Here is a 16,746-nt window from a genome sequence, read left to right as displayed (position 1 = left end):
GCGGCGCTTCATCCAATGCCGGAAAACTCGCGAGCGGCAGAGGCTGGCGGTTACATTGCCAGCATATGCTCGCTCATCGAGACGCATAGCGCGCTCAACGATCTTCCCGCTCATTTCCTTGCCCGTCTGCTCTGGAAGGAAAGCCTTTTCAATCCCAATGCGGTCAGCCCAAAAGGCGCGCAGGGAATAGCTCAGTTCATGCCGGCGACAGCAGCCGCGCGCGGCCTGCGTGATGCTTTTGACGCAGAGCAGGCCATAGCCGCATCGGCCAAATATCTATCCGAGCTTGAAAAGTCGTTCGGCAATCTTGGCCTTGCGGCGGCGGCCTATAATGCTGGCGAAGCTCGCGTCTCCCGATGGCTGGCCAGCGGAGGCTTCCTTCCCCTGGAGACGGAGAACTACGTTCTGGATATTCTCGGCCAGCCGGCGGACCTTTTCGTCGGCAGCACCGGAAGAGTGGATGTTCCGCCCCTGGATTCGGAAGAACCGTTCGGCGAGGCCTGTCGCAAGCTTCCGGTCTCAGCAAGCGCGATTTCCGCTATGGCAAGCATCCCGATCAAGCCCTGGGGCATTCAGGTAGCAGGACATTTCCGGCGCGAAGTAGCCATCCGGATGTGGGATAGGCTGCGGCGGCAAATGCCGGAAGTCCTTTCCGCTTACGAGCCAGTCGTAAGTCGGGTCCGGTCTCCGCGCGGGCGCAGCGGCCTTTTTGCCGTACGAGTCGGCGCCGAATCGCGCGCGGAGGCAGATCGTCTCTGTGGCGAACTCCGAAGTGCAGGGGGAGCCTGCGTCGTATTGCGCAACAGGTGAGGAACACCCTTCGTCGCGGTCAGCCATTATTCGGTGGCGCCTGGCACGACCGTAGCGGCGTTTGCGGAAGCGCGCCCGCCGCCCGGAAATGCTTCGGCTAATCGGCGGCCGGTTCGGCTTCGGCGCGTATGTACCGCCGTTCCAGCCCCTTCACAGATGACTTGCTGTGAGTGGCCGTCCGATATGCATTTTGTTGCGAGATGGCAAAGCTCAGTTCCCAGGAAATGCCATCGGGATTGATGGACATCTGGGCGGTCCCGCCTTCCGCGCAAGCGCTACGTTCTATCAGGCTGGAGCCGAAGCCCCGCTTCGTCGGTTCTTCGGCAAGAACGCTGCCAGCCTCAACCCAGTTCAGCCGTAGTACTTCACCGTCGAGCACCCAGCTAAGTTCGATATAGCCTTGGGGAAATGCGAGGGCACCGTGTTTTTGGGCATTGGTTGTGAGCTCGTGGAGGATAAGACCAAGATGCAATGCAAGCTGCGGCGGCAGGTGCACTTCCGGACCGGAAACGATGAACCTGCCTTCCTCTATCGCCCTCAGATTCTGCTGGTCGCGAACCAGCTTGATCAAGTTGGCGCCGCGCCAGTTAGCGTCGCTTAGCAGCGAATGAGCATGCGCCAGAGACTGCAGGCGTCCGGAAAAGCTTGCCGCAAAATCACTTGGGCATTTTGCGTGGCGCAGTGTCTGGGTTGCGATGGCCTGCACGGTGGCAAGCGTGTTCTTTACGCGGTGGTTGAGTTCGCCAATTAGCAATTGCTGCGTGGCTTCCGCCCGCTTGCGCTCGGTTACATCCAGAATCTGGGCGTTGATGGAAACGAGCTTGCCCCGCGAATCAGCTACCGCCGAGATGTACCACTCGCTTTCGATCACATTTCCTTCCCGGGTATAGTTCCGGCAAGGGAAGACATTGGCCGGGCCTGAACGGTCGAGAAGTTCCGCCGCAACCGCGCCAAGTCGCGTCGCATCTTCCTCATGGAGCCAGCCTGATTCCTTCACAAGCTGCCCCAGCATCTGCTCCTCGTTCCAGCCGAACATGCGCTCGGCGCCCTTCGACCATGAGCCTAACCGCAAGTCTGAATCGAAGGCGACGATGGCCAAAGGAGAATTGTCAGTGTGCGCCTGAAGGAGGCTCAACGTGCCGGCCAGTCTTTCGGCACTGCGGCTCAACTCATCGCGCTGTCGCGCGAGTTCCTGCCGCTGCCGGGCAAGCTCAAAGAAGATCTCTGCCTTGTTTCGCAGCATCTGCGGATCGACCGGCTTCAACAGATAATCGACCGCTCCTGCCTCGTAGCCACGGAAGCGGCGTCTTTCGTCTGTCGCAACGGCGGTGAGGAAGATGATCGGCACCTTGCATGTGCGCTCCGTGCTGCGCATGACTTCCGCAAGCTCGAACCCGTCCATCTCGGGCATCTGAACATCAAAGATGGCGAGCGCAAAATCATGGACGAGGAGCATCTCCAAAGCTTGCCGGCCGGAACGGGCCTTGAACATCTCTAGGCCGTCGCGCCTGAGAAGCGCCTCCAGAGCCAGAAGGTTCTCCTCTACATCGTCCACTAGTAGGAATTTGACATTCTCAAGCGGCTGCATGGTTTACCTTTCGGGCAAGCACATCATGCGGCGTCTTCCGGTAGATCTTCTCCTGCTGCACGAACGGGCCAAACTCTTGGCCGTGACTGGAAAAGTGTAGGCTTTCCTTGGTTCCAAGCGCGAGGAAGCCGCCATGTATGAGCGAATCCTTGAACAGGCCAACCGCGCGGTCCTGAAGCTCTCGGTCGAAATAGATGAGCACATTACGGCAGGAGACGAGGTTTACCTCCGCGAACACGGCATCCGAGGCGAGATTGTGCTCTGCAAAGACGGTCCTTGCCCGCAATGTCCTGTCGAAAACAGCCGCACCATAGGCTGCCGTGTAATATTCTGACAGTGACACCGCGCTGCCGGACTTCCGATGGTTTTCAGTGAAAAGCGGGAGGCGGTCGAGCTCATAGATACCAGCCTCCGCTTTTCGAAGTGCGTCCGGGTTAATATCGGTCGCGTAGAAGATAGTCCGTTCGGCAAGGCCCTCCTCGCGAAAAAGGATGGCGAGCGAGTAAAGCTCTTCACCGGTGGCGCACCCGGCAACCCATACTTTCAGCGAAGGATATGTTTTCAGGTGTGGCACGACCTGTTCACGCAAGGCGCGGTAGTAGGAGGGGTCGCGAAACATTTCGCTGACCTGGATTGTGAGCTGGTTCAGCAATTCGGGAAGGATACTCGGATCGTGCATCACCTTGTGCTGCAGCATGGAAAGGCTGGAGCAGCCAAAATATTGCTGCGCGCGTTTCAGCCTGCGCGCGATTGAGGCGCCGGAATAGCCTGTAAAATCGTACTGATAGCGCTGGCGGATTGCTTCAAGCAGCAAACCAATCTCTATTTCCTCCGACGGCTTTGTCATCTGACGCGAACTTAGCGAGGGATCCAGACACGAGCGAGCGAAAGCAGCTTATCGACATCGAGAGGTTTTGCCAGATAATCATTTGCTCCGGCCGCAAGACATTGTTCCTGGTCACCAGGCATGGCCTTGGCTGTAAGCATGATAATCGGCAGACCCTTCCATTCCTTGAGCTTTCTGATCTCGCGCGTAGCGGTCAACCCGTCCATTTCCGGCATCATCACATCCATAAGGACAAGATCGATGGCAGGACTGCTGCCATTTGCCGCGCGCTTCAGCGCCTGAAGTGCCTCGCGGCCATTCCGGGCGATCTCCACCCTTGCCCCATGCGTTTCGAATATACTCATGAGAGCGTAGACATTCCGGATGTCGTCCTCGACGACGAGAATGCAGCGGCCTTCAAGCGCGGCATCTCGATTGAGCGAGCGGGCGAGCATCTCGCGCTTCTGCTCCGGCAGCTCGGAGACCATCTGATGCAGGAAAAGCGTTACCTCATCGAGAAGCCGTTCGGGCGACTTGGCTCCCTTGATAATGATGGAACTGGAAAATTTTCTGAGACCCAGTTCCTCGTCAGGGGTCAATTCGCGACCCGTGTAGACGATGGTGGGAGGAAAGGCATAAGCTTCGTCGACACTCAGTTGCTCAAGGACTTCAAAGCCCGTCGCATCCGGCAGGCTCAAATCGAGCACCATACAATCGAACGTCTCGGCCTTCAGCTTCTCAAGACACTCGGCCGCCGATGCAGCGGCAACGGTCTCCACATTCTGGGAAGACAGAAGGAGCTGGAGCGCTTCGAGTTGAGCTGCATCGTCTTCAACGATGAGGACCCGCCGGAGGCTCGGCGTAAGTCTAGCCGTAAGGTTCCTGAGTGCGTGCTCCAGTTCCTCGCGCTTGACCGGCTTGAGCATGTAGCCCACTGCACCGAAGGAGAGGGCGGTGTGCATGTAGTCGCTGACAGAAACGACGTGGACAGGAATATGTCTCGTGCGCGTGTCGTGCTTGAGCCTGTCCAGGACTGATAGGCCAGTATGGTCGGGAAGACCGATATCGAGAATGACGCCGGAGGGCAGATATTGGCGTGCCAGCAGGACACCTTCATCTGCTGTCTCGGCGACAAGGCACTGAAAGCCTAGTTCGTGGGCAAGGTCCACGAGTATCTGGGCAAAAGCCAGGTCGTCCTCCACCACGAGTATCACTGGGCCGGTCGTGAGGCGATCACGATCATCTTCGAAACTTCTCGGCTGGGCAGGCGCCCCGTTTCTCCCAGTGGTGCGCGCGGCCTGGTGCCTGTAGCCCGTGTCAGCGACGGCCGAAGCCGCATTCGAAGGAAGCTCCGCTGCGTCGCCTTGGTAGACCGCGGGAACCACCAGGGTGAATGCACTGCCTCTGCCTTCCTCACTCTCAAGCTCGATCTGACCGCCGAGAAGCTTGGACAGCTCGCTGCTGATGGAAAGGCCAAGGCCTGTGCCGCCATATTTCCGATCGATGGCGCCGTCCGCCTGACGGAAAGCCTCGAAAATCGCTTCGCGGTGGTGCTCGGCAATTCCGATTCCAGTATCGCGGACTGTAAATGCAAGCTGTTCGTCTTTCCTAATGCTTATGCTCAGCGCCACCTCGCCTTTATCGGTGAACTTGATAGCGTTTGAGAGGAAATTCTTCAGGACTTGCTCGAGCCGCAGCGGGTCCGTTTCCAGTTCGTCAGGTGTGCCAGGGGTGATCTCGATCCTGAAATCGAGACCCTTCTCCGCGGCTGGTGCCTGGAAGCTCGCCCGCAACTTCTCCAGCATCTGGTCAATCCGCACGCTCTCGATCTGCAGTTCGATATGGCCGGCCTCGATCTTCGAAATATCGAGGATGTCATTGATGAGTGCGAGCAGATCATTCCCAGCCGTCTCGATGGTCTGGGCGTATATCACCTGATCAGCGGTAAGATTGCCGTCGCGATTTTCGGCCAGCAGCCGTGCCATGATTAGCAGCGAATTGAGCGGCGTCCGCAGTTCATGGGACATGCTGGCAAGGAATTCCGACTTGTAGCGGCTAGCCTCTTCCAGATCGTGTGCCTGCTGCTGCAGGACGGCCTGCGCGCGGGTAAGCTCATCGCGCTGGTGTTCCAGGGCCTGTGTCTGCTCTTCGAGCTGCGCATTGGTCTGCTCGAGTTCCGCCTGTTGCTGCTCTAGCCTTGCTTGAGATTCCTGCAACGAACGGCTTTGACTTTCGAGCTCCTCATTGGTGCTGCGAAGTTCTTCGCTCTGCGCTTGAAGTTCCTCCGCCTGTCGCTGTGTTTCCTCCAGAAGCTCCCTTAACCGTGCGCGGTGTTGCGCGGAACGAACCGCGATAGCGATGGATTCGGAAACACTTTGTAAAAGCTCGACGACCTCATCGCTCGCCTTGTCGAGAAAGCCGAGTTCCAGCACAGTATTAATATCGCCGTCGACCGATGCAGGAGCGATCAGCAGACTGCGCGGCTTGCTTCTCCCAAGGCCAGAGCCGAAGTAGAGATAATCATCGGGAACGTCGTTTAGAAGAAAGCTTCGTTTGTCCCTGACAGCCTGGCCAAGCAGGCCGTCTCCGGGCGCAAAACGGTCGGCTATCGGTGCGTTCTCCGGCACGGCATAGACGGCGCGACGGTGAAAATCCAGACCGTCGCGCACGTACAACGCGCCGGCTTGGGCGTCCAGATATTCCGCAAGGAAGGCGAGGGCGTTCTGGCAAAGTTCCTCAAGCCGCTGGTTGCCGCCAATATTCTGGGAAAGACCGACCTGCCCACCCTGAAGCCATTCATGCTTTTGTATGGCCAGCTTGTTTGCGATGAAGAAGTAGCCGGCACCTGCGAGGATCCATGTCGTGAGAACGCCGAGAACTCGATTGATGCGAGCAAAATCGGGGTCCACGCCGACGGGTGCGCTGAAGTAGCCGATGAGCACGAGCACAGACGTGACGGCCGCCACGACGAGAGGGACTTCAGGCCTCGATCCCAGATAGCACAAAGCCACCGGGAGCAGATAGACGACCCAGATTGCGGTACCAAGTGGAAAGAAAAGATCCGAGATGAACGTCAGGACCACCAGAACGGCGGCAAGACTGTAAAGCAGCGGATCGGTTCTCTTGTCGATAAGCTTCAAGGGAATAGCCCGGTGCTGGTCAGATAGTTTCTAGGAGAAAGAGAGGCCGGAAATACCACCTCTTTAATCCGGAAGATTAGAAGGCAGAATGTCCATAACAGTTTCTGGCGGACGGCATAGTCTGGCACCGAGCGAGGTGACGACGATCGGGCGATTGATCAAAAGCGGATATTCCAGCATGAAGCCGATAAGTTCTTCGTCCGACCATTTGGGATCGTCGAGCTCTAGCTCGTCATAACGGGTGCCTGTCCTACGCAAGAGGTCACGGGGGACAATTCCCATAGCTGCGATGAGTTCTTGAAGCTTTTCTCGGGAGGGTGGATTTTTCAGATACTCGATGACCTCCAATTCTTGGCCGGCCTCGCGGATCAACGCAAGCACCTTGCGGGAGGTTCCGCAGGCGGGATTGTGATAGATGGTAACGGTCAACTGGTTCTGCTCCGGCTTTCGTATCGCTCGTTCCAATTGACGGCTCTAGCCGCTCGGCAGCCGGACTGCAATGCCCAGCCGCTTCCTGCAAGATTACCTCTCCGCGAGAAACCTGCCTATCCGATCGATGGCGCGCAGGATGTTCTCCTCCGAATTGGCATATGAAAGACGAATATAACCTTCACCGAGCACCCCGAAGTCTGGCCCGCCGATCAGCGCTACACCTGCCTCCTCCAGCAGTGAGGAAGCCAGCTGCTTAGCCTTCCACCCGGTCGCAGTGATATTGGGAAAGGCGTAGAAGGCGCCCTTGGGGGTCTGACAGGTGACGCCGGGAAGTCCGTTCAGTCCCTCCACGACGATCTTCCGCCGCGCATCGAAGGCCCGCATCATCTTCTCCGCCTCATCCTGCGGACCATCTATGGCAGCAATCCCCGCATATTGAGCCGGAGCGTTGACACAGGACCAGCAATTTACTGCCAGCTTCCTGATCTTGTCATAAAGTTGATCCGGCCAGATGGACCACCCAATCCGCCAACCGGTCATGGCCCAGGTCTTCGACCAGCCGTTGAGCACGATGAGGCGCTCGCGAATTTCCGGGAAGGCTAGCAGCGAGGTGGCTTTCTCCCCGTCATAGGTCATGACGTCATAGATCTCATCGGAAAGGATGGCTACCTGCGGGTGTGCTTCAAGCCCTTTCACGAGTTTCTCGATCTCCGAGCGTGGCGTTACGCCGCCGGTAGGGTTAGCCGGCGAGTTTAGGATGAGAAGCCGGGTGTTTGGAGTGATCAGTGACAGCGTCTCCTCCGCCGAGAAGGCAAATCCATTCTCCTCGCGGATCGGTACCGGCACCGGTGTTGCTCCGGTGAACTCGATCATTGAGCGGTAGATCGGAAAGCCTGGATCAGGATAAAGGATATCCACTCCCGGCGCGCCAAACATCACGATGGCTGCGTACATGGTCGGCTTGCCGCCAGGCAGGATCATGATGTTGTCTGGCGAAACTTCGATGCCTGTCATCGCAAGCGTACGGCGTGCTACTGCCTCGCGGGCGGCGAGAATGCCGGTCGCCGGAGTATAGCCGTGATGGCCATCGCGCAAAGCCTTGACAGCCGCCTCTACGATGTGTTCGGGCGTGCGGAAATCGGGCTGGCCAATACCCAGATTGATGATGTCACGTCCCTGATGGGCAAGGTCGGTCGCCCGCGCCAGCACGGCAAAGGCATTTTCCTCGCCGAGACGGTCGAAGGCGGGCACTGTTTGGAGCATCGTTGGAGTTCCATCTGGTTCTGTCGCACTATTCGCGCATTTGTGAAGCTTCGTGACAAAAAGGTCAATCGAGGTGGAGAACGTGCAGGACTTGGCATCTTGGGCCCCGCGGAGCGCGCCTGACCGCGCGCTCTTTGCAGGCCGCTATGTCCGTTTGGAGCCCCTGGACACGGCGGCTCATGGCGACGGGCTGTTCGCTGTGTCGAGCGTTGCCGATGCACAGGCACGTTTCCGCTGGCTCAGGGAGGAGCCGCCGCAATGCCGCGCAGATTTCCAGCCATGGCTGGAGAAAATGTCGGCAAGCCGTGATCCCCTCTTCTTCGCAGTCATAGACGCAGCAACAGGAAGCGTCGGCGGTAGACAGGCCCTGATGCGCATCGATGCCGACAACGGCGTTGCGGAGATCGGCAGCATCTACTGGGGCCCCCAAGTGGCAGGGACGCGGCTTGCTACGGAAGCTTTCCTGCTTTTTGCCCGCCATATATTCGATGACCTTGGCTATCGCCGCTTCGAGTGGAAGTGCGATGACCGCAACGAGCCTTCGAAACGAGCCGCCATTCGCTTCGGCTTCCGTTTCGAGGGAACGTTCCGCCAGCACATGGTGGTCAAGGGCGAAAATCGCGACACTGCGTGGTTCGCCATCCTCGATCATGAATGGTCGGCGATACGCGAGGCGATTGAACTATGGCTCGCCCCCGAAAATTTCTCTACCGGCGGACAGCAGCGGAAAAAGCTCGGCGTTTTCATGGAGAGGACAGGTGGCAGGAAGGCTTGAAGGAAAGCATGCAGTAGTGACCGCCGCAGGGCAGGGCATCGGCCGCGCCATCGCGGCCTCCTTCATTGACGAAGGAGCGATGGTCTTTGCAAGCGATGCTGATTACGGAAAGCTTGAAGGTCTGCGGCAGGCAAAGAAGGCAAGGCTCGACGTTCTCTCGTCGAAGGATGTGGAAGCTTATGCCGGGCAGGTCGGGGAGATTGATATCCTGGTCAATGTTGCAGGATTTGTGCATCATGGCACTGTTCTTGACTGCAGTGAGCAGGATTGGGACTTTTCGTTCGACCTCAATGTGAAATCGATGCACCGGACGATACGTGCATTTCTGCCCGGCATGCTCGCAAGGGCGCAGCGCCAGGGCACCTCCGGCTCCATTATCAATCTTTCCTCTGGCGCGTCTTCGCTCAAAGGAGCACCGAACCGCTATGTCTATGGAGCGACCAAGGCCGCCGTTATCGGACTTACAAAGTCGGTCGCAATAGATTTCATTGACAAGAATATCCGCTGTAACGCGATCTGCCCCGGCACGGTACATTCGCCTTCATGGGAAGCGCGGGTGGAGGAAATGGGCAGGTCCATGGGAGGCAAGGAGAAGGCAATGGAAATGTTTGTCGCTCGTCAGCCCATGGGAAGGGTGGGCAGGCCAGCGGAGATTGCTGCACTAGCCATCTATCTTGCCTCCGATGAGTCCGCCTTCACCACCGGCACGGCTATTCCGATAGACGGCGGCTGGACCTTATGAACGAAAACCGCCACACGATCATCGCCGCTGCCCTCATTCTGATCGGCTTCGGGGGCGTTGCGCTCTTCATGCCGCGTATAATGGCATGGCTGGGAGATTTTTCGGCCATCGCGGCTGGGGTCGCGGCTACGGCCTTCGTAATCGCCTTCTTCCTCGTCTTCTGGCTCAGGGCGCGCAGCCAGAGGCGGCGGTCGAAAGAAGAGCTTGGCGGATAGCCAGCTTCCGGCCTGCCGGCTGCAATACCCCATGCGCCCCATCCAGGGCGCCGGCTTCCAACTCCAGTGCCAGGAAACGTTCCATCTCATACGGGCCAGGCATGGCGAGCCGGTTAGTCTTTACGGCTGAAAAGCCGAAACGCGCGTAATAGGAAGCATCTCCCACAAGCAGGATGGCGCGATGGCCGAGCCTTGCTGCCTCGAAGATTGCGCGCTGCATAAGTGCGCTGCCTATGCCCACGCCCTTCGCCGCCGGTTCCACCGCCAGCGGTCCGAGTAGCAGGGCAGGGGCTCCCCTGCGTCCAAGGCGGATGTTCCATAGCCGCACTGTGCCCACCAGCTTCCCGCCGGCGCCATAGGCGACGAAGGCAAGCCCATCGGCCGGCTCGCGGCCGCGGCGCAGCTTCTCGGAGGATTTGCGCTTGCGCGTCAAACCCATGGCGCGATTGAGCAGTGCCTCGCGAGCGGCAACGTCAGCGGGGCGTTCGGGCACGATCTGGAAGGCACGGGCTGACGCCTCCTCGCAAGATGGGGCGACGGTCGAGGTGGTGTTTATGGCAGAAGCGGTCGCGTGGTGGGACATGGCCCGATCCTCGATGAGCGGTTTTTGTGACGCGCAGCAAACGCCACGCCCGGACGCGGAGCGTTTGCTAGAATGCATGAATCTGCTGAGGGCGAAGCTCTCCCCGAAAAGGGGAGACGCTGTCAGATCACATAAGCCTTGAGCGGCTCGAAGCCGTTGAAGGCGACCGATGCGTAGGTGGTTGTATAGGCGCCGGTGCCCATTATCAGAACTTCGTCACCAATGGTGAGCGAGACGGGCATCGGGTAGGGCGTCTTCTCGTAGAGCACGTCGGCCGAATCGCAGGTGGGCCCCGCAAGCACGCAGGGCGCCGTCTCATCGCCGTCCCGCGGAGTCACGAGCGGATAGCGGATCGCCTCGTCCATGGTTTCGGCAAGGCCGCCGAACTTGCCGATATCGAGATAGATCCAGCGCACATCGTCGTTTGCGCTCTTCTTGGAGATCAGCACGACCTCCGATTTGATGACGCCAGCATTGCCCACCATCCCGCGACCGGGCTCTATAATCGTCTCCGGAAGGCGATTGCCGAAATGTTTCTTCAGAGCCTCGAAGATGGCATGGCCATAAGCCTGCGCGCTGGGCACATCGCGCAGATAGCGGGTCGGGAAGCCGCCACCCATGTTCACCATGCGCAGCGTGATGCCTTCCTCTGCAAGCGTCTGGAAGACAAAACGAGCATCACCCAGCGCCTCGTCCCATGCGGAAAGATTTGTCTGCTGCGAGCCGACATGGAAGGACACGCCATAAGCATCAAGGCCAAGCGCCTTTGCGCAGCGCAGCACGTCCACCGCCATCACCGGAACGCAGCCGAACTTGCGCGACAGCGGCCACTCGGCGCCCGCCCCGTCCGTCAGCACGCGGCAGAATACGCGCGAGCCAGGAGCCGCACGAGCGATTTTCTCAACTTCCTCGACCGAATCCACGGCAAAGAGACGGATGCCGAGCGCGAAGGCGCGAGCAATGTCGCGCTCCTTCTTGATCGTGTTGCCGTAGGAGATGCGGTCGGGTGAGGCCCCAGCATTGAGGGCCATCTCGATCTCGGCCACGGAAGCCGTGTCGAAGGATGAACCGAGCGAGGCGAGCAGGCGCAGGATCTCCGGCGCGGGATTTGCCTTCACCGCATAGTAGATCCGGGAATCTGGCAGGGCCTTTTCAAAGGCCTGATAGTTTTCACGCACGACGTCGAGATCAACGACGAGGCAGGGGCCGTCCGGACGTCGGGTGGCGAGAAAGTCGAGGATACGCTGCGTGGCCATCGGTTCTCTCCATCGGCGCACTCTGGTCGCCGATTCCTGAAGCTCAAAGGTCTGCGGGCGGAACATGCCGCCTGCGGTGGACAAAGGATGCGGCTCGACGTGACGCGTGCCCGGAAGGTGGAAGACGCCGGGAACACGACATGCCGTACGCATTGCTTTGAGCGCCCGCCTGGCGGCGAATGCTCGCTTTGTCTGCCTCAGCTTTGGATGGGAAAACCCTCCGCACTGCCGGCAATGAAGGTGTGCCTCTTCAGTAACCCCGGTCTTTGGACAACCGGCAGACACCAGAAAGGCCCGCACCGTCGTTGCTTCAAGATGTCCTCGATCTTGCGGTTGGCCGCAGAATCGACTGGAGCGGTTAGGTCCAGGTACCGTACCGGTTTCCTCGCCATTTTCGAGGTCCGGCGGACACCCACAGGCACGTGCGACTTTGGGCAAGGCGCGATATAAGCGTACTGCTCTTTACAATCAATCGATAATTCCGCTTTGCTTGCAAAAATTTCGCGAAGCGCCGAATGTCGGAGCGAAACGCTCGGAGAAGCTGCGATGACGACGACTCGCGACCCGTTGAACGCCATCCTTGGCTATCCGGAATCCCCCGTGGCTTCCGCTGCTCAGGGGCCGCTTGCCGGAGCTACGCTGGCGGTGAAGGACAATTACGATGTGGCGGGATATCCGACGGGTGGAGGCAATCCGGACAAGGAGGCCGAGAGCCCCATAGCTGTGGTGACCGCACCGGCAATCCAGTCGTTACTCGATGCCGGTGCCCGATTTATCGGCAAGGCGCAGACGGACGAACTCACCTATTCCATAAGCGGGCTGAACGCGCACTTCCCCCCGCCGGTTAACCCAAGAGCGCGCGAACGTGCTACCGGCGGTTCCTCTTCCGGTTCGGCAGCCGCCGTTGCCGGCGGCCTCGCCGATATTGCCATAGGCTCCGACACCAACGGTTCCATCCGCGTGCCCGCTTCCTTTTGCGGGCTGATCGGGCTCAGGATCACCCATGGCCGCATTTCCATGGAAGGCGCAATGCCGCTTGCGCCCTCCTTCGACACGTTCGGCTGGTTCGCCCGTGACGCCTCTCTTTATGAGGTGGTCGGCGCGGTGCTTCTGGGTGAGGATACCCACCACGAAACCTTCACCCGCCCCGTGCGTATCCCTGCCCTTGAGGCGCTGCTTTTCGGCAACGAGGAACGCGCAGCCTATCACGCCATGCTCTCCCAGGCTCTGGACCATTGGAAGCGTCCGCCATGCTTCGTCGACCTGCCCGGCGAGCCGGGCGAGCTTTTCACCTGCTTTAAGGAGATCCAGGCCTATGAGGCCTGGAAGGTGCATGGTCCCTTCCTGTCTCAGAAAGATCGTCGCCTTGGATCGGGCGTAAGGGAGCGCTTCGCCTACGCAGGCTCCATTACTGATGAACAGGTAGCCGTGGCGCAGCGCCGCCGGGCTGCATTCGCTAACGCCTTCTCTGCCGTAATTGACCCGGATATGGTGGTGATCATGCCTTCCCAGCCTTCGGCTGCACCGCTCAAGATCGCCAATCAGGAGGAACTTGAGAGCTACCGGGAAAAGGCGCTGCCGCTCACTTCCATTGCCGGGCTGCTCGGCTGGCCGCAGATCACCATTCCTCTTGGCACGGTCCACGACGCTCCCTTTGGCATATCGCTCCTTGCTCACGCAGGCAGCGACCGGCAGCTCATCCGGCTCGCCGGCGCCATTCTTCAGGGTTAGGATTTATGGACATGCTTGGACGCATGCGCGCCTTTCTTCAGGTGGTGGAAGCGGAAGGCTTTTCAGCCGCGGCACGCCGCACAGGCAGGTCCAAAGCGCTGCTTTCCAAATATGTGCGCGAACTGGAGGATGAACTCGGCGTGCTTCTCCTTAACCGCACGACACGAAAGTTCTCCCTTACTGAAGCGGGCCACATCTACTACGGGCGCTCCGCCGCAATAATTCGTGAGATCGACGCGCTGGTCGAATCAGTGCGTGAGCAAACAGGCGATGTTGGTGGCCGCATCAAGCTATCGGCGCCACGCACCTTCGCCGACGCTCCCATCGGCCGTTCTCTGATCGATTTTGCGGCTTCGCATCCCGACATCATTCTGGAGATCCACCTGGATGACCGGTTTGTGGACCTGGTGGAAGAAGGATTTGACCTTGCGCTACGGATCGCCAGGCTCGATGATTCGTCGTTGATTGCACGGCGGCTTGCTCCTTTCCGCATGCCGCTCTGCGCTGCGCCTTCGCTTATCGAGGTCCACGGTCTCCCGTCTCATCCGCAGGTCCTTGCCGGTCTGCCCTGCATCGTCGATACCAACAGCCGCAACAGACATAATTGGCCCTTTCAAGGTGCGGACGGAACAGCGTTCACCGTATCTGTAAGCAGTCGCATCGAAGTCAACAGCCCGCTTACCGTGCGCGAAGCGGCGGTGGCGGGCATCGGCTTCGCTTTTCTGCCCGATTTCATTGCCCTGCCGGAGATCAAGGCGGGGCGGCTGATGACACTTCTCGACGACTATCTGATTGATGGAGCAGGGATTTACGCGGTCTATCCGCATCGGCGCTACCTTCCCGCCAAGGTTCGTGTGCTTGTAGATTACCTCGCCCGATGGCTGAAGGAGGAAGGCTGCTCCAACGAGCGCATGTGATCGAATTTTTGACGGTTTCATGCTACATGAGCCCGGCTCATTTTTAATGGTGGACTTGGTGCATGCGGACGGCCTTTGGAGCGATGGTCGGTACTTTTGTCACAGCCTCGTGCTTTGCGGCGGCTGCCCATCCGCATGTCTTTGCGGAAGCGCGCCTCGATGTCGCTGTCGGCCAAAATGGCCAGGTGGAAGCCCTGCGTCATGTCTGGCGTTTCGACGACCTCTTCTCCAGCACCGTTCTCCTCGAGTTCGATCGCAATCAGAATCTGGAGCTTGATGCCAACGAGCTTCAGGAAGTAGCTGATATCGTTTTCGGATCGCTTGCTGAGTTCGATTATTTCCAGATCGTCACAGTCGACGGGCGCGATGTAGAGATGCAGCCACCTTCACCTTTCATTGCTGATTTTGTGGATAGTCAACTCATTATCCTGTTCGAGTCGCGGCCAGTAAAGCCGCTTGAACTGAAAGGGCTTGTCGGTTTCGGTGTCTACGATCCGACCTTTTATACGGCCATCGACTTTGCCGAAGACAGCTATCTCGTGGTGGAGAATCTGCCGGATCACTGTACCCGAGAGGTTATCCGCCCCGACCCGGAGGAGGCGATTGCCCAGAACCAGCAGACCCTGACTGATGCCTTCTTCAACGACCCGGCTGGCAATGACCTCAGCAAGATTTTCGCCACCAGATTGGAAATCGCCTGCAGTGACAATGGCTAGGGAGAAGTTGTTGACTTTCTGCAATCAAGAGAGCCGCCATTGTTTCTCGACACATAACAAAACACATGCTGTTCAATCTTTGCTCCGCGGAGCAAAGGGAGAGGAAGGCAGGTCACTGCCCTCACTCCCTGCTGCGGCCAGGGTAGGGCAGAAAATACGCGGAACGCCTGTTACCTTCCTTGTCGCAGGCATTCTCATCGTTGCACTTTCCCTTCCCGTCCAGGCGCAAAGCTCCCTGGGCATCGGCGTGGCGGAGCCCGCTATCACCCCCGCAGGACCCCTGGCTGGGCTTCTGCAGTGGGTGAACGTTCAGCAGCAAGGCTTTTATCGCGCGCTCACCGGCGCGTTGAGGACCATGCGGGAGGATGGCACAGGACTCTGGCTTTTGGTCGGCCTTTCCTTCGCCTATGGAGTCTTTCATGCCGCCGGTCCCGGTCATGGCAAGGCGGTAATCTCCTCTTATATGCTCGCCAACGAAGTTGCGCTCCGGCGTGGTGTCATGCTTTCTTTCGCCTCTGCACTCATGCAGGCTGTAACGGCAATTGTCCTTATGGCGGCGGTGTTCCTCCTTCTGCGCGGAACCACCATCTCCATGACAGACGCAACCCACGTCCTGGAAATCGCAAGCTTCGCGCTGATCGCTTCTTTTGGGGCCTGGCTATTATGGCGAAAGCTCGTCCCGCTTTTCCGGCGTGATGCAAGCCATGCCGTTCCCAACCTATCTGCCGCTCTCGCCGGACATCATCATGATGCTCATCACCACCATCACGAACACGCAACAGGTGACGTCTGTACAGCTTGCGGCCACGCGCACATGCCGGACCCTGCAAGACTTTCGAAGGATCGTCTGGACTGGCGGGAGGCCTGTGCGGCTGTGGCTGCCGTTGGCCTTCGCCCATGCTCAGGCGCACTCATCGTGCTCACCTTCTCATTCCTGAATGCGCTATGGTTGGGCGGCATCGTCTCGGTGTTCGCTATGGCCCTGGGTACTGCGATTACCGTTTCCATCCTCGCCCTGCTTGCTGTCACCGCGAAGAACTGGGCCGTGGCATTTGCGGGCGGGGGTGCTGTAGGCTCCTGGATCCACACCACGATCGAGATTGCCGGTGCGGCGGTTGTCCTGCTTCTCGGGCTTTTGCTTCTGGCCGCCAGCCTTTTGGCCTAAAGAGCCCTGCCTGGATGCGGCTGCTAACGCCATGAACGTCGAACGAGGGACGGGGGATTGCCGCTCAGGACGTTGTCTCAGAGGGCTTGGCTGACCTCAATTGCAACCGACAGATCTCCGTCGACCCTGATCTTGCCTTCCATAAAGGCGGCCGTGGGATCCATTTCGCCAGCTAGCAACGCCTGCAGATCGCCTTTGGTCAGCGTTATGAGGCAGTCTGCCGATCCGTCGCTGACCGAAACATTGCGGCCTGCCACGAGGACCGCGCCGTCGGTGCCGCAATCAAATTTCACTGATCGGGTGAAGTCCGAGCCTGCCAGACGTTCACGCATCGTGCCGGCAATTTCCTCCAGGGTCATTTTTGCGATCCTCATCTTGCAAGTTGCAACAACAGGTCTGAACTGCCTGCGTCTGCAAGCACCGGAAAAAGGGCGGTACACCCTAGCTTGAATAGCATCTAGATTACGTATACGTCAATGAGACTCGTTGTCGCCTCGCTTCTTTTGTGGCAGTTTCATCGTTGCTTTAAAAAAATGGATGCCGCTCTGGTGCTCCGTTATCGTGCGACCGCTTTCATTCGCCTGGAG

At 58.9% G+C, this 16,746-nt stretch carries 16 protein-coding genes; 8 read left to right on the top strand and 8 right to left on the bottom strand.

Translation table 11 applies throughout. The features are described 5' to 3' along the window. The first annotated feature begins 15 nt into the window (after positions 1 to 15). On the top strand, positions 16 to 810 hold the full coding sequence (locus tag HUS57_RS07615; protein ID WP_173933204.1) for a lytic transglycosylase domain-containing protein: 795 nt from the start codon (positions 16 to 18) through the stop codon (positions 808 to 810). A 97-nt stretch (positions 811 to 907) separates the two neighbouring features. Here the strand turns inward: HUS57_RS07615 and HUS57_RS07610 are convergent, their stop codons facing one another. The 5 genes from HUS57_RS07610 to HUS57_RS07590 all read right to left on the bottom strand — a co-directional run bounded on the left by HUS57_RS07610 (position 908) and on the right by HUS57_RS07590 (position 8,059). Continuing rightward, complete coding sequence (locus tag HUS57_RS07610; protein ID WP_173932404.1) at positions 908 to 2,398, bottom strand: HWE histidine kinase domain-containing protein; 1,491 nt, start codon at positions 2,396 to 2,398, stop codon at positions 908 to 910. Next, a complete protein-coding gene (locus HUS57_RS07605) occupies positions 2,385 to 3,245 on the bottom strand; it encodes a CheR family methyltransferase (RefSeq protein ID WP_173932402.1) in 861 nt (286 codons plus the stop codon). The genes HUS57_RS07610 and HUS57_RS07605 overlap by 14 nt, the downstream gene beginning before the upstream one ends. An 11-nt stretch (positions 3,246 to 3,256) precedes the next feature. Further along, positions 3,257 to 6,364 (bottom strand): response regulator, encoded by a 3,108-nt coding sequence (locus HUS57_RS07600; RefSeq protein WP_173932400.1) that lies wholly within the window; start codon positions 6,362 to 6,364, stop codon positions 3,257 to 3,259. A gap of 63 nt (positions 6,365 to 6,427) precedes the next feature. Then, positions 6,428 to 6,793 carry an arsenate reductase (glutaredoxin) gene (arsC, locus tag HUS57_RS07595; protein WP_173933202.1) on the bottom strand — a complete coding sequence of 122 codons (366 nt, stop codon included), beginning with the start codon at positions 6,791 to 6,793 and terminating at the stop codon, positions 6,428 to 6,430. 93 nt (positions 6,794 to 6,886) lie between these two features. Continuing rightward, positions 6,887 to 8,059, bottom strand: a complete 1,173-nt coding sequence (locus HUS57_RS07590; protein WP_173932398.1) for a pyridoxal phosphate-dependent aminotransferase — start codon at positions 8,057 to 8,059, stop codon at positions 6,887 to 6,889. Positions 8,060 to 8,141: 82 nt separating this feature from the next. Between HUS57_RS07590 and HUS57_RS07585 the strand changes: the two genes are divergently transcribed. The 3 genes from HUS57_RS07585 to HUS57_RS07575 are packed head-to-tail and all read left to right on the top strand — an operon-like array spanning position 8,142 to position 9,791. After that, positions 8,142 to 8,834, top strand: a complete 693-nt coding sequence (locus HUS57_RS07585; RefSeq protein WP_173933201.1) for a GNAT family protein — start codon at positions 8,142 to 8,144, stop codon at positions 8,832 to 8,834. Continuing rightward, entirely contained in the window at positions 8,818 to 9,576 is a 759-nt protein-coding gene (locus HUS57_RS07580; RefSeq protein WP_173932396.1) for an SDR family oxidoreductase, read from the top strand. The genes HUS57_RS07585 and HUS57_RS07580 overlap by 17 nt, the downstream gene beginning before the upstream one ends. Next, positions 9,573 to 9,791, top strand: coding sequence for a hypothetical protein (locus HUS57_RS07575; RefSeq protein WP_173932394.1), 219 nt, complete (start codon positions 9,573 to 9,575; stop codon positions 9,789 to 9,791). Before HUS57_RS07580 ends, HUS57_RS07575 begins: the two co-directional genes overlap by 4 nt. On the opposite strand, the gene HUS57_RS07570 is transcribed toward HUS57_RS07575, so the two are convergent. Both HUS57_RS07570 and odc2 read right to left on the bottom strand, forming a co-directional pair. Further along, positions 9,742 to 10,374, bottom strand: coding sequence for an N-acetyltransferase (locus HUS57_RS07570; RefSeq protein WP_173932392.1), 633 nt, complete (start codon positions 10,372 to 10,374; stop codon positions 9,742 to 9,744). The genes HUS57_RS07575 and HUS57_RS07570 overlap by 50 nt on opposite strands. Before the next feature lie 122 nt (positions 10,375 to 10,496). After that, positions 10,497 to 11,630, bottom strand: a complete 1,134-nt coding sequence (gene odc2 / locus HUS57_RS07565) for an ornithine/lysine decarboxylase (protein ID WP_173932390.1) — start codon at positions 11,628 to 11,630, stop codon at positions 10,497 to 10,499. 546 nt (positions 11,631 to 12,176) lie between these two features. On the opposite strand from odc2, the gene HUS57_RS07560 reads away from it, so the two are divergent. The 4 genes from HUS57_RS07560 to HUS57_RS07545 all read left to right on the top strand — a co-directional run bounded on the left by HUS57_RS07560 (position 12,177) and on the right by HUS57_RS07545 (position 16,159). Further along, positions 12,177 to 13,361: an amidase gene (locus HUS57_RS07560; RefSeq protein ID WP_173932388.1), complete on the top strand. Its 1,185-nt coding sequence runs from the start codon at positions 12,177 to 12,179 to the stop codon at positions 13,359 to 13,361. 5 nt (positions 13,362 to 13,366) lie between these two features. Then, on the top strand, positions 13,367 to 14,278 hold the full coding sequence (locus HUS57_RS07555) for a LysR family transcriptional regulator (protein ID WP_173932386.1): 912 nt from the start codon (positions 13,367 to 13,369) through the stop codon (positions 14,276 to 14,278). A gap of 83 nt (positions 14,279 to 14,361) precedes the next feature. Then, positions 14,362 to 14,994 (top strand): DUF1007 family protein, encoded by a 633-nt coding sequence (locus HUS57_RS07550; RefSeq protein ID WP_246727825.1) that lies wholly within the window; start codon positions 14,362 to 14,364, stop codon positions 14,992 to 14,994. Positions 14,995 to 15,184: 190 nt separating this feature from the next. Further along, positions 15,185 to 16,159, top strand: a complete 975-nt coding sequence (locus HUS57_RS07545; RefSeq protein ID WP_246727824.1) for a nickel/cobalt transporter — start codon at positions 15,185 to 15,187, stop codon at positions 16,157 to 16,159. Positions 16,160 to 16,236: 77 nt separating this feature from the next. Here the strand turns inward: HUS57_RS07545 and HUS57_RS07540 are convergent, their stop codons facing one another. Then, a complete protein-coding gene (locus HUS57_RS07540; RefSeq protein WP_173932381.1) occupies positions 16,237 to 16,518 on the bottom strand; it encodes an SCP2 sterol-binding domain-containing protein in 282 nt (93 codons plus the stop codon). Positions 16,519 to 16,746 lie beyond the last annotated feature (228 nt).

It is taken from the genome of Chelativorans sp. Marseille-P2723, from assembly GCF_902809845.1.
GTDB lineage: Bacteria > Pseudomonadota > Alphaproteobacteria > Rhizobiales > Rhizobiaceae > Chelativorans.
The sequence above is the reverse complement of the archived record's forward strand: the minus strand, read 5'-3'. Positions and strand labels throughout refer to the sequence as shown.